Source organism: Paenibacillus sp. FSL R5-0928 (genome assembly GCF_037970385.1).
Classification (GTDB): domain Bacteria; phylum Bacillota; class Bacilli; order Paenibacillales; family Paenibacillaceae; genus Paenibacillus_AQ; species Paenibacillus_AQ odorifer.
Map to the genome: position 1 here is coordinate 4,972,141 of NZ_CP150225.1, position 19,733 is coordinate 4,991,873.

At 47.1% G+C, this 19,733-nt stretch carries 21 protein-coding genes; 3 read left to right on the forward strand and 18 right to left on the reverse strand.

Annotated features, from left to right (window positions below):
• Nucleotides 1–39 precede the first annotated feature (39 nt).
• The 4 genes from sigF to MKZ16_RS22495 form a co-directional block, all read right to left on the reverse strand.
• The gene (gene sigF / locus MKZ16_RS22480) at nucleotides 40–795 is read right to left on the reverse strand and encodes an RNA polymerase sporulation sigma factor SigF (protein WP_036676059.1); all 756 of its coding nucleotides are present in this window, start codon (nucleotides 793–795) and stop codon (nucleotides 40–42) included.
• Nucleotides 796–806: 11 nt separating this feature from the next.
• Nucleotides 807–1,262 carry an anti-sigma F factor gene (spoIIAB, locus tag MKZ16_RS22485; RefSeq protein WP_036676058.1) on the reverse strand — a complete coding sequence of 152 codons (456 nt, stop codon included), beginning with the start codon at nucleotides 1,260–1,262 and terminating at the stop codon, nucleotides 807–809.
• Nucleotides 1,259–1,612, reverse strand: a complete 354-nt coding sequence (spoIIAA, locus tag MKZ16_RS22490) for an anti-sigma F factor antagonist (protein ID WP_036676057.1) — start codon at nucleotides 1,610–1,612, stop codon at nucleotides 1,259–1,261. Before spoIIAA ends, spoIIAB begins: the two co-directional genes overlap by 4 nt.
• Nucleotides 1,613–1,787: 175 nt before the next feature.
• Nucleotides 1,788–2,924 (reverse strand): D-alanyl-D-alanine carboxypeptidase family protein, encoded by a 1,137-nt coding sequence (locus MKZ16_RS22495; protein ID WP_235219379.1) that lies wholly within the window; start codon nucleotides 2,922–2,924, stop codon nucleotides 1,788–1,790.
• 373 nt (nucleotides 2,925–3,297) lie between these two features.
• Between MKZ16_RS22495 and MKZ16_RS22500 the strand changes: the two genes are divergently transcribed.
• Nucleotides 3,298–4,311, forward strand: a complete 1,014-nt coding sequence (locus MKZ16_RS22500) for a serine hydrolase (protein WP_076104406.1) — start codon at nucleotides 3,298–3,300, stop codon at nucleotides 4,309–4,311.
• Nucleotides 4,312–4,421: 110 nt separating this feature from the next.
• Here the strand turns inward: MKZ16_RS22500 and MKZ16_RS22505 are convergent, their stop codons facing one another.
• The 9 genes from MKZ16_RS22505 to MKZ16_RS22545 form a co-directional block, all read right to left on the reverse strand.
• A complete protein-coding gene (locus MKZ16_RS22505; protein ID WP_036676056.1) occupies nucleotides 4,422–5,753 on the reverse strand; it encodes a pyrimidine-nucleoside phosphorylase in 1,332 nt (443 codons plus the stop codon).
• 161 nt (nucleotides 5,754–5,914) lie between these two features.
• On the reverse strand, nucleotides 5,915–6,733 hold the full coding sequence (locus tag MKZ16_RS22510; protein WP_036676055.1) for a purine-nucleoside phosphorylase: 819 nt from the start codon (nucleotides 6,731–6,733) through the stop codon (nucleotides 5,915–5,917).
• A 49-nt stretch (nucleotides 6,734–6,782) separates the two neighbouring features.
• Entirely contained in the window at nucleotides 6,783–7,961 is a 1,179-nt protein-coding gene (gene deoB / locus MKZ16_RS22515; protein WP_036676054.1) for a phosphopentomutase, read from the reverse strand.
• 242 nt (nucleotides 7,962–8,203) lie between these two features.
• On the reverse strand, nucleotides 8,204–9,097 hold the full coding sequence (gene xerD, locus MKZ16_RS22520; protein ID WP_076104405.1) for a site-specific tyrosine recombinase XerD: 894 nt from the start codon (nucleotides 9,095–9,097) through the stop codon (nucleotides 8,204–8,206).
• Between the two features lie 159 nt (nucleotides 9,098–9,256).
• Nucleotides 9,257–9,490 (reverse strand): DUF4227 family protein, encoded by a 234-nt coding sequence (locus MKZ16_RS22525; protein ID WP_036676052.1) that lies wholly within the window; start codon nucleotides 9,488–9,490, stop codon nucleotides 9,257–9,259.
• A 162-nt stretch (nucleotides 9,491–9,652) separates the two neighbouring features.
• Nucleotides 9,653–10,117 carry a Fur family transcriptional regulator gene (locus MKZ16_RS22530; protein ID WP_036676051.1) on the reverse strand — a complete coding sequence of 155 codons (465 nt, stop codon included), beginning with the start codon at nucleotides 10,115–10,117 and terminating at the stop codon, nucleotides 9,653–9,655.
• Between the two features lie 90 nt (nucleotides 10,118–10,207).
• Nucleotides 10,208–10,858: a stage II sporulation protein M gene (gene spoIIM, locus MKZ16_RS22535; RefSeq protein ID WP_036676050.1), complete on the reverse strand. Its 651-nt coding sequence runs from the start codon at nucleotides 10,856–10,858 to the stop codon at nucleotides 10,208–10,210.
• An 82-nt stretch (nucleotides 10,859–10,940) separates the two neighbouring features.
• The gene (locus MKZ16_RS22540) at nucleotides 10,941–12,140 is read right to left on the reverse strand and encodes an endonuclease Q family protein (RefSeq protein WP_076104404.1); all 1,200 of its coding nucleotides are present in this window, start codon (nucleotides 12,138–12,140) and stop codon (nucleotides 10,941–10,943) included.
• Nucleotides 12,131–12,703 carry an NUDIX hydrolase gene (locus MKZ16_RS22545; protein ID WP_036676048.1) on the reverse strand — a complete coding sequence of 191 codons (573 nt, stop codon included), beginning with the start codon at nucleotides 12,701–12,703 and terminating at the stop codon, nucleotides 12,131–12,133. Before MKZ16_RS22545 ends, MKZ16_RS22540 begins: the two co-directional genes overlap by 10 nt.
• A gap of 77 nt (nucleotides 12,704–12,780) precedes the next feature.
• Here MKZ16_RS22545 and MKZ16_RS22550 point away from each other — a divergent pair, with 77 nt between their 5' ends.
• The gene (locus MKZ16_RS22550) at nucleotides 12,781–12,954 is read left to right on the forward strand and encodes a hypothetical protein (RefSeq protein WP_155288161.1); all 174 of its coding nucleotides are present in this window, start codon (nucleotides 12,781–12,783) and stop codon (nucleotides 12,952–12,954) included.
• Nucleotides 12,955–13,952: 998 nt separating this feature from the next.
• Here MKZ16_RS22550 and MKZ16_RS22555 read toward each other — a convergent pair.
• Complete coding sequence (locus MKZ16_RS22555; RefSeq protein WP_076104403.1) at nucleotides 13,953–15,080, reverse strand: tripeptidase T; 1,128 nt, start codon at nucleotides 15,078–15,080, stop codon at nucleotides 13,953–13,955.
• Between the two features lie 94 nt (nucleotides 15,081–15,174).
• Here MKZ16_RS22555 and prli42 point away from each other — a divergent pair, with 94 nt between their 5' ends.
• Nucleotides 15,175–15,276, forward strand: a complete 102-nt coding sequence (prli42, locus tag MKZ16_RS22560; protein ID WP_094872112.1) for a stressosome-associated protein Prli42 — start codon at nucleotides 15,175–15,177, stop codon at nucleotides 15,274–15,276.
• A 70-nt stretch (nucleotides 15,277–15,346) separates the two neighbouring features.
• Here the strand turns inward: prli42 and lipB are convergent, their stop codons facing one another.
• From lipB to MKZ16_RS22580, 4 genes are all read right to left on the reverse strand, one after another.
• Complete coding sequence (gene lipB, locus MKZ16_RS22565) at nucleotides 15,347–16,066, reverse strand: lipoyl(octanoyl) transferase LipB (RefSeq protein WP_036676046.1); 720 nt, start codon at nucleotides 16,064–16,066, stop codon at nucleotides 15,347–15,349.
• Nucleotides 16,067–16,120: 54 nt separating this feature from the next.
• On the reverse strand, nucleotides 16,121–17,491 hold the full coding sequence (locus tag MKZ16_RS22570) for a dihydrolipoamide acetyltransferase family protein (protein ID WP_076104402.1): 1,371 nt from the start codon (nucleotides 17,489–17,491) through the stop codon (nucleotides 16,121–16,123).
• Nucleotides 17,492–17,635: 144 nt separating this feature from the next.
• The gene (locus MKZ16_RS22575; protein WP_076104401.1) at nucleotides 17,636–18,622 is read right to left on the reverse strand and encodes an alpha-ketoacid dehydrogenase subunit beta; all 987 of its coding nucleotides are present in this window, start codon (nucleotides 18,620–18,622) and stop codon (nucleotides 17,636–17,638) included.
• 3 nt (nucleotides 18,623–18,625) lie between these two features.
• Nucleotides 18,626–19,657 (reverse strand): thiamine pyrophosphate-dependent dehydrogenase E1 component subunit alpha, encoded by a 1,032-nt coding sequence (locus tag MKZ16_RS22580; protein ID WP_036676031.1) that lies wholly within the window; start codon nucleotides 19,655–19,657, stop codon nucleotides 18,626–18,628.
• Nucleotides 19,658–19,733: the final 76 nt, after the last annotated feature.

Below are 19,733 nucleotides of genomic sequence, written 5' to 3' on the forward strand. Positions count from 1 at the left end.
TTCGCTATTTCGCAAGCGTCTTTACATTTTAGCCATTATCTACTGAGCAATCTGCTCGCGGATATTCTGCAATATTTTCTTCTCCAGCCGGGATACCTGCACTTGAGAAATCCCAAGGCGACTAGCAACCTCTGACTGCGTTTGGTCACGGTAATATCGAAGATAAACAATCAACCGTTCACGCTCGCTGAGACCTCCGATAGCCTCATTCAGTGCCAGCTTATCAAACCAGCGTTCCTGTGATTCGTCAGCGATTTGATCAATCAGTGTGATCGGGTCGCCATCATTCTCGAACACAGTCTCATGAATCGAGGTCGGTGGCTTGTTAGCTTCCTGAGCAAATACCACTTCTTCAGGGGTAACTCCCAGTGCCTCAGCAACTTCACCGATGGTAGGCAGACGGTCCAGCGTCTTAGACATTTCATCCTTCATCTTGCGGACCTTATTAGCCATCTCCTTAAGAGAACGGCTAACTTTCAAGGTTCCATCGTCGCGAAGGAAACGCTGAATCTCGCCAATGATCATCGGCACGGCATAAGTGGAGAATTTGACCTCATAGCTGAGGTCGAACTTATCAACGGACTTCAAGAGCCCGATGCAACCGATCTGGAACAAATCGTCAGGTTCATACCCGCGGTTCATAAACCGCTGCACTACCGACCAGACCAACCGGATATTGCAGCTAACTAGTGTGTCCCGGGCAAGATTATCTCCGGCCTGACTGAGCGCGATAAGACGTTTGACCTCCGCATCGTCCAAATAGGTCGGCGGAGCTTTTTTTGACTCTGCATCCATGGCTCCAACCCCTAATTGTATAAAGCTTTTTTCGAAACGATGGTTTTCTTCATTGAGATCGAAGTGCCGTGTCCCGGTTCACTAGTGACTTCAAATTCATCCATGAAATTCTCCATAATGGTAAAGCCCATGCCCGACCGCTCCAGCTCTGGCTTTGAGGTATATAGCGGCTGTTGTGCCAGCTCCAAATCCTCAATGCCCCGTCCCTGATCCTCAATGGTTAAATGTACCGTTTCGTTGTCCAGCGAAGCTGAAATAGTCACAATACCTTCCGGATCACTATCATACCCATGAATAATACAATTGGTGACCGCCTCCGACACGACTGTCTTCAGATCATTCAGCTCGTCCATTGTAGGATCAAGCCTAGAAACGAACGCCGCTACAACTACACGCGCGAATGATTCGTTCTCCGAGAGTGCAGCGAACTGCACGTTCATGAAGTTACCAGCCTTACCATTTGTCATAACGCAACCTCCAAATCCGAGAGTGCAGTACTCTCGTCGTCATATAGGGGCATGATCTTGAACAGGCCTGACATTTCCAGAAGTCGCTTCACAGGTGCCGTTGCATCACACACCACCATTTTGCCGCCTTTACTATGGATCAGTTTATACCTTCCCAGAATTACGCCGAGACCCGAACTGTCCATAAACTGCAGATGCTTAAGACTAAGGATCAAATGCGATACCTGACCCCGCATAATCGCTTCATCCATATCCATTCTTACAAAATCGGCGGCATGATGATCGAGTTCCCCAGATAAACGGACAATCAGCACACCCCTGTGATGCTCCATTTCCACATTAGAATTCATGCTTGCCACTCTCCTCTTCGTTGCTTTGAAAACTTGGCCTTAAGAGACAGTACCCATTCTCTTCAAGGACAAGGTTTCTACGTGGCAAATCAGGAATCCTGCCTCACGACAAAACTAGAAGAAAACCCCTATGAATCTACAAAGCACATGGGCGCAATCTACAAAAAAGCTCTTTTTAATCCATGCCGAACATCGAGCCTGTTGTACGTTTAAAGAGCTTCCACCAGCCTGCTTTTGCCACAGCTTCCCCTGCTTTAAGTTCATACTCTTTAATCACTTGGGTTCCTTGGTAGACAACCAGCTTGCCTATGGACTGGCCTTCAGCCACTGGTGCCTTCACGCTTTCTGGAAGTACTAGTTCGTGACGAATGCCTTCTTGCGTCACACCTTTTTTCAAAAGAACACTATACGTCTCTTTCGCCGTAATCGGCAGCTCGGACTTCACACCCTTCTCAATCTTAAGGGTACCAATAGCGTCCCCTTCTTTGTGAATAGTGTGGATCTTATATTGCGAAAAGAGATAGTCAAACATGCCCGACACTTCACTGTTACGTGTCTTCGTGTTCGGCTCACCCAGCACAACAGCAACAGCACGCAGACCGTCTCTTGCAGCCGTAGCGGATAAGCAGAATTTTGCTTCAGCGGTATATCCTGTTTTCAGTCCATCAGCGCCTGTATAGAAACGTACAAGCTTGTTCGTGTTTACCAACCAGAATGGTTTGGTGGAATCCTTACGCAGATAATCCTGATAGGAACCGGTATATTTGATAATTCTATCATGCTTTAAAAGCTCCCGGCTAATTACCGCAATATCGTAGGCTGAGGAATAGTGATTAGCAGCTGGAAGACCGTTGCAATTGGCAAAGTGGGTATCTTTCAGACCCAGCTCTTCCGCTCTTTTATTCATCAGATCGACAAAAGCGCTCTCCGAACCCGCTATTTTCTCTGCCATCGCCACAGATGCATCATTACCGGAGGCCATAGCGATGCCTTTGAGCATCTCATCCACCGACATTTCTTCACCAGGCTCCAGGAAAATCTGCGATCCGCCCATCGATGCGGCATATTCACTCGTGCGCACCTTATCCGTCAGTTGCAGTCTTCCTTCATCCAGTGCTTCCACCGTAAGCAGCATCGTCATAATCTTCGTAATACTTGCGGGAGGCAGCTTATCATGGCTGTTCTTTTCATAAATAATAGTGCCGGTGCCTGCATCCATCAAAATCGCAGAACGCGCACCAGGCGCAAGATCTACAGCGGCAGCATTACTGCCAGAATCCTTGCTTTTTTCCTCAGCATAAGCACCTGACATCGGTCCTAGAACCGACACAACGATACAGAGCACAAGCACAGCAAAACGCATTTTTCTCACAATGGTTCCCCTCCTGAACGTTAACCTTCATATCACAGGTACTGTGTTCCAGTTTCGTCAGAAAGGGTGGAAATTATTCCATTTCTAAGTAAATAACTATAATAATTTATCCCAAGAAGTAATGTTGTTGTCAATTAAAAAAAGCCCAGCAGTAGTTGCAGAGCATTTTTATTATAGGGGAGATCAAAAATTATTTCAAATTTTAAGTATTTCCAATTTTTTCGTATTCATTTGATCCACTTTAAAGGAAAATGGAAGATTTTAACGAATGCTATTTAAGAACTTAACTGCTTATAGAGGAGTGAATATACAGATGAACCACCTTGCAGATTGTATTGAAGCAGAAGCTACACAGAACAATTTCTCTGGTGTAGTGCTGGTACAACAACATGATAAAGAAGTCAGCAGCAGCTGTTACGGTTATGCCAATAAGTCGGATAAGCGCGAAAACAATATTCATACCCGGTTCGGCATTGCTTCCGGATGTAAAATATTTACCGCGATTGCTGTCTGCCAGCTGGTCGATCAGGGATTGATTTCTTTTGAAAGTAGACTAATAGATTATCTTAAAAAGGTAGAGTTCCCTCTCTTTAGTCCTGACATCACCATTCATCAGCTACTTACGCATAGCTCTGGTATTCCGGATTATTTTGATGAAACAATTATGGATGATTTCGAGGACCTGTGGAAGGCACGGCCTATGTACACCTTGCGACAGCTTGAGGATTTTGTGGCGATGTTCCGAACCCTTCCCATGATGTGGACCCCGGGCGAACGTTTCCACTACAACAATGCCGGCTATATCGTGCTAGGCCTTCTGGTGGAGGAACTGAGTGAAATGTCTTTTTCCGATTATGTAGAGCATCACATCTTTAAGCCTTGCGGAATGGAGCAATCCGGTTACTTCACGTTAGATGCCTTACCTGCCAACTGTGCACTAGGATACATAGAGGAAGAGAACGGGAACTGGAGAACCAACATCTACTCAATCCCGGTAAAAGGAGGCGCTGACGGTGGAGCTTTCGTCACTGCCCCCGACCTGCAGCTATTCTGGAGCGGGTTAATGAACCATACATTATTGAGTCCAGTACTCACTTCATTATTGCTTACTCCCCATGTACATGTGGATGGCGAAGGCTATTATGGTTATGGTGTATGGATTACCCTCCGCGAAGAAAAAGTGTTCAAATTTCACATTATGGGCTATGATCCCGGTGTTTCCTTCCGGTCGGCTATCTATCCAGCTAGTGGCGAGACTGTGGTCGTATTATGTAATACAAGCAGCGGGGCTTCGCAGATTTTCAATAAGATCAATAATCAGTTATAAATATTGCACCATTGAGCAAAACGCAAAGCAGCGACCTTCCCGTTATGGGAGGATCGCTGCTTTGTTGTCTGTTTACGGCCATAGCCATGACAATATTTATATTACCTTGACTAGTACCGTGTTACCCCATCTTTAGTAACAAGTGCAAATACCAAAGGTTGGGCAGGAACAGGTTCAGAAGTGATACGGTAGGCTTCTAACACCTTACCTTCAGCTTCCTCAACTTTCTTCTCACTGGCATCGTTGATATGCAAGACTGCAAGCGTCTCGCCGATCTCTACAGCATCTCCAACCTTTTTGGAAAGTTGAATCCCCACAGCCAGATCGATTACGGATTCCTTAGTTTCACGTCCAGCTCCAAGCAGCATAGCCGCAACGCCAATTTCCTCGGCCTGAATACCTTCTATGAACCCTTTGGTTTTTGCTTTCACTTCAATGAATCGCTTAGCAGTAGGGAGCTTCTCCGGAGAATCAATTTGCGATACATCTCCACCTTGTGCCTTCACGATTTGTTTGAACTTCTCTAGCGCACTGCCATCTTCAATATGCGTCATAAGAATCGAACGTGCCTCCGCTTCATCCTTGGCTTTGCCGCCAAGAACAAGCATCTGGCTGCCCAGAATAAGACAGACCTCCTGTAGATCCTTTGGACCATGACCCTTCAAGGTCTCGATTCCTTCCTTAATTTCCAACGCATTTCCGATCCCGTAACCAAGCGGCTGGTCCATATCACTGATGATTGCAACGGTATTGCGACCCAGATGCGTTCCAATGTCAACCATCGCCTGAGCGAGTGCTATAGAATCATCCAGCGTCTTCATAAAAGCACCGCTGCCTGTTTTGACATCCAACACGATCGCATCCGCACCTGCTGCAATCTTCTTGCTCATCACAGAGCTTGCAATAAGGGGGATGGATTCAACTGTTGCAGTTACATCCCGAAGGGCATACAGCTTTTTGTCTGCGGGTGTAATGTTGCCCGACTGACCGATCACGGCAGCCCCGATCTCCCCTACTTGGTCAAAGAAACGCTCACGAGCCATCTCGATAGAGAAACCACTGATTGACTCCAGCTTATCGAGCGTGCCTCCAGTGTGCCCAAGTCCACGACCGGACATCTTCGCTACCGGTACTCCAGCAGAAGCTACCAAGGGTGCCAATACTACAGTTGTTTTATCGCCCACTCCACCTGTGGAGTGTTTATCGACTTTAATACCTGCGATTGGGCTAAGATCTACTTGATCGCCGGACATCGCCATTTCCATCGTTAGATCGCCGGTTTCCCGCGCGTTCATGCCTTGAAAATAAACAGCCATTGCCCAAGCAGAGAGCTGATAATCAGGCACTTCACCTTTACTGTAGCCCTGAATTAGAAAGGAAATTTCCTCACGACTCAGCTCTCCGCCATCTCTTTTTTTCTGAATAATATCGACAGCTCTCATATTACACCTGCACTTCACGGACAATTGCGCGAGCAAGTCCGATAAATTTTGGTCTAGTCAAATTAGTTACCTTCATTATCTGTTCAAACGTCAATGGCTCAAGTTCATTCACTTGTGTCATAGATTGGACCTCCCAAAAATTCAAAATGCAGTACCCGAAATTACATTTTCGGAATAAAGCCCAACACTAGCTTCAGGAAACGCTCACGCACACGGTCTGCAGTTTCCATAACCTCTTCATGGTTGAGAGGTTGATCCAGAATTCCCGCAGCCATGTTAGTAATACAGGAGATACCCAATACCTCGATACCTGCATGACGGGCAACAATGGTTTCCGACACAGTAGACATGCCCACAGCGTCAGCCCCTAGATGACGAAGCATTACGATTTCAGCAGGTGTTTCGTAGCAAGGTCCCAGCAGACCTGCATATACGCCTTCTTTGAATTCGAAATTCTGCTGCGCTGCCGTTTCCTTCGCTACCTTGATTAGGCGGCGACTATAAGCGGTTGACATATCCGGGAAGCGCACGCCCAGTGCAGGATCATTAGGTCCTATTAACGGGTTCCGCCCCGTCATATTAAGATGATCCGTAAGGAGCATAAGATCGCCTGGCGTGAAATCTGTGTTCACTCCACCAGCAGCATTAGTTACTAATAGGCTGGCTATACCAAGTTCTTTCATAACCCGAACAGGGAATGCCGTTACCTCCGGTCCATATCCCTCATACATATGAAAGCGGCCCTTCATCATCACGACACGGCGTCCTTCAATCATACCGATCAGCAGTTCTCCCTCATGCCCTTCTACAGTGGACACAGGGAAGTGAGGAATCTCATCATATGGAATGCTGATTCCATCGGTGATCAGGTCTGCCAGCACACCGAGTCCTGAACCAAGGATCAATCCAATTTCCGGAGCCACCGGACATTTGTCTTTTATATAAATGGCTGCTTCTTGAATTTCTTTTTGAGTTAACATGCTATGGATGATCCTCCTTAATGAATGTTGTGGCGCAACCCACATCCTTTTATTGCAGTTTCGCTAAAAAGCTTGTCCCATACTGCGGCGCCTTCGCACCGAAATTATCAGCAATGGTTGCGGCAACATCCGAGAAGGTCTCACGAATACCTAAGCTATCTGGATGCTTAAGGCGTGGGCTGTAAATAAGCAGCGGCACATATTCACGAGTATGATCTGTTCCGCTATGGATTGGATCATTCCCATGATCTGCTGAAATAATCAACAGGTCATCTTCACCAAGCGTGGATAGAATTTCAGGCAGCGCCTGATCGAATACTTCCAGTGCATGACCATATCCTTCCGGATCGCGACGGTGTCCATATAAAGAGTCAAAATCCACCAGATTCGTGAACAGCAAGCCATTGAACGGTTGGCGAAGTTGCTCAATGGTGACTTCGATACCATGTTCATTGCTCTTCGTAGGGTAAGAAGCTGTAACCCCTTCACCTGTGAAAATATCGTTGATCTTTCCTACCGCGATAACATCTTTTCCGATATCAGCCAGCGCGTTCATTACCGTTGGTTCCGGTGGTTTCACGGCATAATCATGGCGATTTGAGGTCCGTACGAACTTTCCTGGTTCGCCAACATATGGACGAGCAATAACACGCCCTACGGAGAATTCTGGAGCCATAGTTAGCTCACGGGCGATTTTACATGCGCTGTATAGCTCTTCCAGTGGAATGATATCTTCATGTGCCGCAAGCTGGAATACACTGTCCGCAGAGGTGTAGACAATCCAAGCTCCGGTCTTCATCTGCTCTTCGCCATATTCAACTAGAATTTCCGTACCGGAAGCTGGTTTATTACCGATCACTTTCCGGCCAGTTGCTGCTTCGAATTTCTCAATCAATTCTGCCGGAAATCCATCCGGATACGTATTGAATGGAACCTCGATCTTCAGCCCCATCAGCTCCCAGTGCCCGGTCATCGTATCCTTACCGACAGATACTTCCTGCATCTTGCCATAATATCCTGTTGGTGAAGCTACAGGTTCAAGCGGCGGCAGCGGAGCAATATTAGCTAATCCTAACTGCTGTAGGTTAGGGAGTTTCAATCCGGGAACACGGTTCAAAATATGACCAAGCGTATGTGAACCCGCATCACCAAAATTCGCAGCATCTGGAGCTTCTCCGATACCTACACTATCTAGAACAATAAAACCAATTCGTTTAAATGAGGACATATTGTCTTCACTCCTTTTTTAATATAGATCGTTAGTTCATTCGTTTGCACCAACAAGAAGAAACGGCTGTACCTTCTCCCGGAAGTCAGATGCTTCCGTAGCTAGCGATACAATGTATCGCCTGTCAGGTATCCGTTTCTGCCAAAGGATAACCTGTGGAAAATTACCCATTCCCCAGTCTATCCTATAAGTATGATTCCATCATAACTATCTTACTCACAAAAAGCATCTTTGAAGCATGATCAGCGAGCTCTGGGATGATGGCTCTCATATACTTCCTTCATATTCTTACGGGCGATACCGTTATAAATCTGAGTCGTCGAAATATCAGCATGACCCAGCATTTGTTGTACGGAACGCAAATCTGCTCCACCTTCCAGTAAATGGGCGGCGAAGGAATGCCTAAGCGTATGCGGTGTAATATCCTGCTCAATGTTTGCTTCCCGTGCGTATTTTTTTATGATTTTCCAGAACCCCTGGCGGGTTAATCGCCCACCCAGGCTATTCAGGAACATGGCCGGCTCCTCCTGATGATCACGAAGCAGCTTGTCCCGCATAAGAGAAGTGTAAGCTGCTACACTCTCAGCAGCAATGGTTCCAATGGGAACCACTCGTTCCTTGCCCGAAGTCCCTGTACAGCGCGCAAACTTCATGTCCGTATGCACATCGTCTACGTTAAGAGAAATCAATTCAGAAACCTTTATCCCCGTTGCGTAGAGCAATTCCAGCATTGCCTTATCGCGCATCCCTTGTACTGTACTCACATCTGGAGCAGCCAGCAGCCGCTCAACCTCCGAAACCGCAAGCACCATAGGCGGCTTCTTATCAGACTTCATGGTTTCCATGTCCAGTGTTGGATCCTGCTCAATTAAACGTTCCTTCAACAAATAATGAAAAAAGGCCCGCAGGGACACCGCGTTTCTGTTGAGCGTTGCAGTGGCTCTTCCCGCTCCGCGTAAGGAGCCAAGATATAACATCACATGAGATCTTCGGATTTCTTCAGGCTGTTCAGCCCCCCGCTCTTCAGCAAACTCTAGAAACTGCGATACATCCCTACCGTAAGATTCCAGTGTATTCGGGGACAAGCCTTTATCTCCGGACAAATAATGTAAAAAAGGCTGCAAGTGTGACTTCATTATTTCACGCTCCTGTCCTGGCGCAGCTACTCTTAGTGTCTTCCTGCAGCACATTCAGCATGAGGCTTCAGCAGATGTGTACACAACTCTTACTCTGCATAAATCCACCCTAGCTTTCTTCGACATTCTTCTCGCTTGTTCCTGCTTCCTGCGGAGCTTTCATTCTCCGAACCAGTAATAGAAACGTAAGCGCTGCCTTGCATCCAGACCATCATCACCAACCTCGGCGTGATCAAATGCCCGAACAGCAGTGCCTTCAGGAATTCCATAGTTCTCTATCGGACTAAGCCATTCCCCTAGCCAGCTCATAGCATAGTAGAGTAAATAGCTTAGAGCCACAAACATGATCATAAAATACAGCTTGCGCACTGTTTTGGGCACAGAAACAATCATAAGGACGCCTCCTATTACATATAAATGAATTCTGCTCGTCCTTCATTTTATGCTCCAAAAAAGGCTGATATGTATGGCTCTAATAGACTAATCATTTAAAAAGCCCCCTCCGGTATAGGAACCGGGGAGGACTTGTGAAGTTAATTCTTAATATAAGATAACTTAGGATGGATTTCCGTCTGTATTGTTCTTATCAGTACAGCGGTAGCAAATCCCATGGAAATCAAGTCTATGATCAAGCACTGTGAAATTAAACTCTTTCTCCAGTCGCTCTTCCAGCGGACCGAGCCAATCCTCGCGAATCTCATCCATACTGCCGCATTGCACACAAATTAAGTGATGATGATGATGCTTCGCAGTATCTGTTCGCAAATCATACCGGGCTACACCGTCGCCGAAATTGATCTTTTCTACGACATGTAGCTCACTGAGAAGTTCGAGGGTACGATACACAGTCGCAAGACCGATCTCGGGAGCTTTCTCCTTCACGAGCATAAATACGTCTTCCGCGCTAAGATGATCTTCCTCATTCTCCAGCAGCACTCTTAAGGTCGCTTCCCGTTGGGGTGTAAGCTTGTATCCTTGGGATTGTAACTGTTGCTTAATCTTGTCTATCCGTGCTTCCACCTGTCTCCCTCCCCCTTGGATAATTACCGCACCGGTCTTCAAACCACTTCTTCCATTATAGGGGGTGTCGCTTTCAGAAGTCAAACGCTTTTACTGCACAGTCAAGGTCGTCACCGCTTGTACAAGTGAAGGCGTGACCCAACGCATCATGGTTGGTGTAACCCAGGTCTCAAAACATGAAATACCCAGGATCAAAAGCGCCATCACAAATGACAATATAGTGTACATGGTAAAAGGACGAGTCACTGGCGTCCGGCGTTGTCCCATCACCCGGCTGCGGATCATCTGCAAGGAAAAAGCTATCGCAGCTGCACTGCTAACCAGCAGCACAGGGATCAGCACCAGATTATGTGGAGCCACAGAAACTAACGCGAACAACATCCCATGCCAAGAATATTGACTGACCAGACAGCCAACCGTAAAACCGATCAGTACCCCTTTTAAAAAATCAAGAATCAAAATTCCCGGCAGCCCAATGACCGACAACCCAAGAATCCAGATCAGTCCGATCCATTTCAGATTCAAGGCTGCTATACTCCAGTACGAATCAGGTGCGGCTGGCAGACCTTGCTGATCAACCGTAACAAAGAAATTCCCCAGATAATCCCCCAGCTCCTGCTGCTGATCCATCGTAAGCGCACTAACGATAAGAGCTCCAAATACAACACCTACCAGAAATAATACGCCGACAAAAATATACAGAGGCGTCTGTTCCTTCATCATCAGCCGTAAATTACGCATTTGGGACGTTCCCCTTTCCGGTTACATGTTACACCATATGAGAAAACGTCCCGCGATATGACTTGTCCTTTAGGTAATGACTCTACTTTCTGGGCTGTACCACTTTACCGTACGTCCCGCCACCGCCTGCTGATAGCTCCAAAATGCCAGAGCGGGCCTGGACGATCATCGACGCCAGATCCGCACCTACAACGCTGGCAATTTCCGCTTCACCACAACCATGTAAAATGTTCATCTCAGTTCCAAATGCTTGCAGTAACGCGTTCATCTTCGCCTTCCCTAACCCCGGGATAAATTCAAGCGGAACCTGATAATGATAGGGTGGACGGTCAGCAGGCACTATCGGCGTCTTGCGGTCAGCAATATCTAGGATCCGGTCGAAGACACCTCTAACCAGCTTAAGACTGCCGCAATATTGGCAACGATCCGCGTTGACATAAGCCTCATCAATAATACTGCCGCAGCCCCCGCAATAGCTCCGGTGGTATTTGCCAAGCCGCGGATTAAGTCCGAAATTAGCACTTACCTTCCGCCCATTTTTACGTTCCAGTGCAAGCCGCAGTTCAGCGAACGAAGGCCGTGCCAGCTCCATCACATTATACTCACGCCCTAACTTACCCAGTGAATGCGCATCTGAGTTGGTTAGAAACGTGAAATCATCCAGTTCAGAGAGATATCCAGCCATTTCGGAATCTGCACTCAGCCCAAGTTCAACCGCAGCTATGCGGTCCAGATCAAAGATCTCCGCCATACGCTCTGCAGCACAGCCGTACAAGCCCTTGTGAGGCGTGAAAATATGTGCAGGAATAAGAATGCCTCCCCGCCCGTAAATCTCATCCTGAAGCTCCCTAGCCGGAGCATACAGGCGCTGGGAACTTAGATTCACATTCCGCATATAGCGGCTCATCCACGCACTAAAGTCGGTCATGCGTTCCACGTCCGGCATGTAAGCGAGCACATGGCACTCTTTTCGCCCAGGCTCGCGGATTTCAATCTCTGTCCCCAGAATGATCGTAGTCCCTCGGTAAGCAATCCCTCCACCTTCAGCTAACGTCATCTCTCCAGATTCCAAAGAGCGCTGAATATCCCGCAGTACGCCAGGTGAATGACTGTCTATAATACCGATCATTTCTAGTCCCTTGCGCTCTGCAGCTTCTTTGGCAATGCCCGCAAAGGTAAGCTCGCGGCTGCCGCTAATTTTGACAGCCTGACCTTCCGACGTTCGTCCAATATGAACATGCAAATCGCAATAGAAACTCTTCAGTTCAGTTGTTAATTCCATTGGCCTGTCAGCGTGTATAGATGCCAAGCGTACACTGCCATCATCGTTTTTGCATCCGCGATGCGCCCGTCAGCCATATATTGATACGCTTCCTCCAGGGTAAGCTCCGAAACCTCTAGAAATTCATCCTCGTCCAGTGACATATCCCCTGGTTGAGCGTTAGTAGTCACATACAAATGAATAATCTCATCGGCGAAGCCGGGAGAAGTATAGAAGGATTTAAGCAATTTCAGATCTCCACTGTGAAATCCAGTCTCTTCCTGAAGTTCACGACCAGCCGCAACTAATGGATCTTCACCTTTATCCAGCTTCCCAGCCGGAATTTCTACCTCAGTGCGTTGCATGGGCTGACGGTATTGCTCTACAACAAGCATTTTGTTGTTGTTTAAAGCAAGCACCGCTACGGCGCCAGGATGCTTCACAACTTCACGTGTCGCAGTATTTCCATCAGGCAGTCTCACTGTGTCCACCTGCAAAGATATAATCTTCCCATCAAAAACAGGCTGTGTAGACAATGTCACTTCATCAAGCTCGGGTTTGCTGTGCAAATGTTGTTCTCCCATAAAGTTTCTGGTCTCCTTTTTCTCTATTGTGCATACGGTGTATTATAGCAAACTTAAAGGGAAAGAAGGAATTTCAGATGAACGAAATCTTCAGCCGTACAAGCTCATCCGCAGTTATGATGGTAGGTAAGCCGGAGGAAATAAAGGCCATCTTGGCTGGATGGATCCAGCAGTATGGGCGCGATATGCCCCTGGCATACATTCTTTCCCTGCACGATCAATCTACAATCCTTCCGTCCAAGGCAGGATGAATTCATCCTCTCCTTTGGGACTTAGCCATACATGTTCACACAACTATAGGGGTGTCTCAAAAGCCATGAAATGGCTGCTGGGGCACCCCAGTCTTTTTGCGTCCTCCCCGATTAGAGGGACTTTTGTGCTTACGATGCTGGTATTGGGCACAAGTTGTTTGATTAAGCGACAATCGCGCTTACGATGTTGATATCTAGCACAACTTGTTTGATTAGATCGCTATTGCGCCTATCTTTGTACGCTATCGGACTCAGTTGACCTTAAACACACGTTTTCCCCACTTTTGCTATGCTATCGGACCCCAGTGACGCTATCAGCATGAAAAACACACTATATGCTCCTCTTTATAAGGATTAGCTGCGCTGGTGTCCGAAACTCTGCTCAAATGGCGATAATATTGCTTATAGCGTCATCTGGGTCCTTTAGCCTCAAGAGAGGGGGCGGACTTGACGCTATCTGTTGTGTCTCTGTGCTGTGTGATGTGTCTCGGTGCTATCGAATGTGACTCGTTGCTGTGTGATGTGTCTCGGCACTATGTGATGTGACTCGCGCTGTCGGACTCAGTTGACCTTTAACACACCTTTTTCGCACTTTTGCGATGCTATCGGACCCCAGTGCAGCTATCAGCACAAAAAACACACTATATACTCCTCTTTATAAGGATGAGCTGCGCTGGTGTCCGAAACTCTGCTCAAATGGCGATAATATTACTTATAGCGTCATCTGGGTCCTTTAGCCTCAAGAGAGGGGACGGACTTGACGCTATCGCTCTCTGTACATCGATATGCCTATGGACCCCAGTGTAGTTACTGGCATGAAGACTTCATCGGAGCATTCCGAAAATTTCTACTTCGAGACTCGCCAAAAGCGGCGTTAGAGGTCGCATGACTTTTTTTGGATTTACCTTGATAGTGCTACACTAAACTCCCCATAAAAAAATGCAGAGCAGCAATCCTCCGTTACGGTAGGATCGCTGCTCTGCTGTTTTATAAGGCGATTAGCCCTTTGCGCTCTCTTTTACAATATTCACAACGAGTTCAGCCACTTTAACGATATCTTCGGCTTTAATCCGTTCCTTGGTAGTATGGATATGTTCATAACCCACTGCAAGGTTAACAGTCGGAACATCTAGACCGTTGAATACATTAGCGTCACTACCTCCACCAGAGTGGAACAGACGTGGAGTAAGCCCCATAGAAGTAATGGCCCGCTGTGCAAGCTGCACTACCGGATCATGCTCATTAAAGCTAAAAGCAGGATAGATGATTTCACTGCGGAATTCGCATTCTGCGCCGTATTCCCGCACAGTTGTCTCGAGTGCTTCGCGCATCGAAGCGATTTGATCGCCTACCTTCTCCTGCACAATACTGCGTGCTTCTGCATCCAACTGAACGTGATCACACACTACATTCGTTGGGCCGCCGCCAGCGAACTTTCCAATATTCGCTGTGGTTTCATTATCAATACGACCCAGCTTCATGGCTGCAATCGCTTTGCTAGCGACTTGAATTGCGCTGATGCCGTCCTCAGGGTTCACGCCAGCATGAGCCGATTTCCCAAAGATTTGCATCGTGATTTTAGCCTGTGTCGGTGCTGCCACCGCAATCGCTCCAACTTCACCATTGGAATCAAGTGCAAAGCCGAAGTCAGCATCCAAGTTACTTGGATCCATCGAACGTGCGCCCAGCAATCCAGATTCTTCACCCGCTGTAATCACGAATTGAATCTGACCATGCGGAAGCTTTTGCTCTTGGATAACACGAATGGCTTCGAACAACGCAGCAAGCCCTGCTTTGTCATCAGCTCCAAGAATTGTAGTGCCATCACTTGTAATCCATCCATCTGAACCAAGTGTAGGCTTGATATTTTGTCCGGGAACAACCGTATCCATATGGCAAGTGAACAGAAGCTTTGGAGCAGCTCCTCCATTCTCAGCTGGCCAGGTAATGAATAGATTGCCTGCTCCATGTCCGGTTCTTTCCTGGGAATCGTCTTCGAGCACTTCTAAACCCAGTGCGTTAAACTTACTCTTAAGGACATCGGCGATCTGCCGTTCATTTCTTGTTTCACTATCAACTTGGACAAGTTCCATAAACTCCTGAATCAATCGGTCTTGTGAAATCACTGGACTTCCCTCTCTTTCGTGAATACGGTACAATGGTTGTACGGCATTACCATCTTCATGTTAATAACTTAAACTAAATCTAAAGGAGTTACCCATGCAACGTAATAAATGGTTCAAGATCTTCATCTACGTCATGTTGTTTGCCATGATTGCCTCTACGCTATTTATGGTTATCGAGCCGTTCCTTGCAGGTTAAACATTGCTCAGGAAGCATTAATAATAGCGGCTAGGAACACCTTGCCGCTATTTGGCCTGCACGTTTGTTCTTAATCAGCCTTTGCCATATCACAGAAAGTATCCATCAGCTCTTCATATGGAAAATGTTTCAAGAAATATGGGACCAGCTCTCTAGCCACCTCTTGAAGCTCAAATCGACGACCTGCACATTCCTCTAGAGAAGTTATTCCAAAATCGGTGATCCCGCATGGAATAATCCCTTGAAACCCGCGCGCCGCAATCCCCTCAGAAATGTTAAAAGCAAAACCATGACTGGTAATAAAACCTCTTCGGAATTTACTCTTATTAAACTTCACACCAATAGCACAGATCTTCTCATCGCCAACCCATACTCCGGTATACTCCGGTTTACGATCTCCGACAATTCCGTAGGATGCCAAATAATCAATAATAACAGCCTCCAGACTGCGCAAGTACCCATGCAAATCCACTTTGCCATCCTCTCCGAGCTTAAGGATCGGATAACCTACAAGCTGACCTGGTCCGTGATATGTAATATCTCCTCCGCGATCGATTTCAAACAGCGCGATTCCTTTTTCTTCGAGCTGCTCTTGATCCAAGAGAAGATGTTCAGGATGATTTTGTGAACCGATAGTATAGGTAGGCGGATGCTGCAAAAGAATAAGTCGCTCCGGCTGCTCGCCAGAATCAATGGCATGCACACTTTCTTTTTGCAGCTCCCAGGCCGTCCCATACTCCATAATGGGGTCATATGAAATCTGCAGCTTACGAAAATCCGTATTTTTCATACCGTCAGGTCCCCTTTTCCAGTCTCCTGCCTGCACAGTTTGGCTAGTTATTCATTAATAGAGCTTAGTGTCCGGTGTATATCCTTCTATATTATCCTTGACGCGTTGCAAGAAACGGCCACAAATGACTCCGTCCAGAATCCGGTGATCCAGGGACAGACAAATATTAGCCATTGAGCGAACAGCAATCATATCATTGATGACCACAGGCTTTTTCACAATCGATTCAAAGGTCAGAATCGCTGCTTGTGGATAGTTAATGATTGGATAAGAAAGAATGGAGCCAAACGAGCCTGTATTATTTACAGTGAAAGTCCCTCCCTGCAAATCTTCCAGGCTCAGTTTGCCTTCGCGTGTTTTTTGTGCCAATTCATCAATCTCACGAGCCAACCCAGCGACATTTTTCTGATCAGCCTTCTTAATCACAGGAGTGATAACCGAATCTTCTGTACCTACCGCTAACGAGATATTGATATCACGTTTGACAATAATTTTGTCTACAGCCCAGACAGAGTTCATAATCGGGTAATCCTTAATCGCACTCACAACAGCCTTCATCATGAAAGCCAGATAGGTTAGATTGATGCCTTCCTTGCGCTTGAATTCTTCCTTATGTTTATTGCGCAGCGCTACCAGATTAGTCACGTCCACCTCAATCATCGTCCAAGCATGTGGAATCTCCGAGACACTCTGGCGCATTCTTGTAGCAATTGTGTTTCGGATTGGTGTTACATCAATCAGATATTCCGAACTGCTTCCTCGTCCACCCTCAACCTCTATCGTTGGAATACGCGGAGATTCGCTCAAATGTAGCCCGGAATGGCGAAGAGGCTCTTCCGCTTTCTTCACTTCGGTTTGAACAAACTGTGGAGCTGGTGGTTGTGATACAGATGGGGCAGGCTGACTAGCAGGAGTTGAAGCTGCGGATGTAGCTCCACCTTTTTCTAAGAAGGTTAGCACATCTTTACGGGTAATTCTGCCACCCATACCTGTACCAGTAACCAACGATAGATCAATGTTATGCTCAGCCGCCAGCGTCTGTACGGCAGGAGAATAACGAGCACGCATCGAATCGCCAGCATTTGCAGTGGACTTCTGCCCTGCAACATCATTAGAAGCATTCGATGCAATTGTCGTCTGATTCGTACTTGGAGCAGCAGCAGAGGCAGCCACAGGAACTGCAATACGGCAAATCACTTCGCCGACATTAACAACCTGACCTTCTTCCGCCAAAAGCTCACCCATAACTCCATCTACAGTCGAAGGCAATTCCGCATTTACTTTATCAGTAATAAGCTCACATAGTGGTTCATATTGCTCTACCGGTTCACCCGGTTTCTTCAGCCATTTGCCGATCGTCGCCGATACCAGCGATTCTGCCAGCTGCGGCATGATCACGTCAGTCAACTTTTGGTTGTCAGACATCTTTTCACTCCTTAAAAGTTTTACGAAGCAATGACTCTTAGAAAGACTACGCAGTAAAACTTGCTTCGTAGGCATATTCTTAAAGTTTACGAAGCTTCGTAAGCATCACTTGAGTTTTAGGAAGCTTCGCATCTACTTAACAAATTAATATTGTGCTAGCCGGAGCATTTCCGCCTTCACTTTTTCTTTACTTAGCATGAAAAACTTCTCCATTGGCGGGCTGATTGGCATCGCCGGAACATCGGGACCACAGAGACGGAAGATCGGTGCATCCAGCTCGAACAGGCAATGCTCAGCGATAATGGCCGCCACTTCGCCGCCAATTCCGCCTGTTTTATTATCTTCATGCACAATTAATACCTTACCGGTCTGACGGGCAGCAGCAATAATCGCATCACGATCCAGCGGTTGCAAGGTACGCAGATCAAGAATATGTGCTGTAATTCCTTCCTCGCTTTCCAATTCTTCCGCAGCCTGCATAGCAAAATGCAGCGGAAGACTGTAGCCAATCACCGTAATATCCGTTCCCTCACGCAGCAGATTAGCTTCGCCAATTGGAACGGTGTAATCCCCTTCCGGCACTTCTTCCTTGATCAGCTTGTAACACTTTTTGTTCTCAAAGAAAAGAACCGGATCAGGATCACGTACGGCTGCCTTCAACAAACCTTTAGCATCATAAGCGGAGTAAGGCGCTACAATCTTCAATCCAGGTGTACCAAAGAAAATCGATTCTGGACACTGTGAATGATACAAACCGCCGAACACCCCGCCGCCAATAGGGGCACGAATGACAACCGGGCAACTCCAATCGTTATTTGAACGATAACGGATTTTAGCCGCTTCACTAATGATTTGATTCGTCGCTGGAAGCATAAAGTCGGAGTATTGCATTTCAGCAATTGGTTTCATTCCGTACATAGCTGCTCCGATGGCTACACCAGCAATCGCTGATTCAGCGAGGGGTGTATCCATAACCCGCTCTTCGCCAAACTGTTCCTGTAGACCTTTAGTTGTGGTAAATACGCCGCCTTTGAGACCAACGTCCTCACCAAGCACGAACACGGAATCATCGCGCTCCATTTCTTCCTTCATCGCGAGCCTGATGGCATCGATATATTCCATTATAGCCATGGTTTATGCCCCTCCTTTGAGGTCGGAATCACTGTATACATGCAGCAGTGTGTCTTCCGGTTTCGGGAACGGAGCATTATCGGCATATTCGATAGCCGCTTTAAGCTCAAGATTGCATTCAGCAGCAAGATCTTGTTCTTGCTCGTCACTCCACAATCCCAGACCGATCAAGTAATTACGGAATCCTGCTACGCCGTCCTTCTTCCAGTTCTCATCAACCTCTTCTTTGGTCCGGTAAGCCAGATCATTATCTGAGGTGGAGTGTGGAGACAAACGGTACATCATCGCTTCAATCAGCGTAGGACCTTCACCCGCGAGGGCTCTTTCCCGCGCTTCCTTAACGACACGATAAACCTCAAGCGGATCGTTTCCGTCTACACGCACACCAGGAAATCCATAACCCAGCGCACGGTCGCTAACCTTGCCGCCTAACTGTTTATGAACAGGAACAGAGATTGCGTACTGATTGTTCTGGCACATGATAATAACCGGCAGCTTATTCACTCCGGCAAAGTTACAAGCTTCATGAAAATCCCCCTGATTGCTGGAACCTTCACCGAAGGTTACAAATGAGACGAATTTCTTCTTCTGCATTTTGGCCGCCAGAGCAAAGCCAACCGCATGAGGGACCTGCGTGGTTACAGGGCTTGACCCTGTCACAATACGCAGACGTTTGCTGCCAAAGTGACCTGGCATTTGCCGCCCACCACTGTTTGGATCTTCTGCCTTTGCGAATACGGACAACATAAGTTCGCGTGTAGTCATACCCACTGAGAGCACGAAAGCATAATCGCGGTAATACGGTAAAAAATAATCATTTTGCCGGTCCAGCGCGAACGCCGCCGCCACCTGACCCGCCTCCTGGCCTATGCCGGAGACATGAAAGTTGATCTTGCCAGCGCGCTGAAGCAGCAGACTGCGCTCATCGTATTTACGAGCGAGCGACATATATCTGTACATATCGATGACCTGGCCGTCACTAAGTCCAAGCTGCTTATGTCTGTTAATCGTTTCTACAGTACCTTGGGATTCCATAAAGAGATACCTCCTTATTCATAAAGCCTGAAGTCTTACAGGAATTAAGACCAATTGTGCCCTGATCTTAAAACCT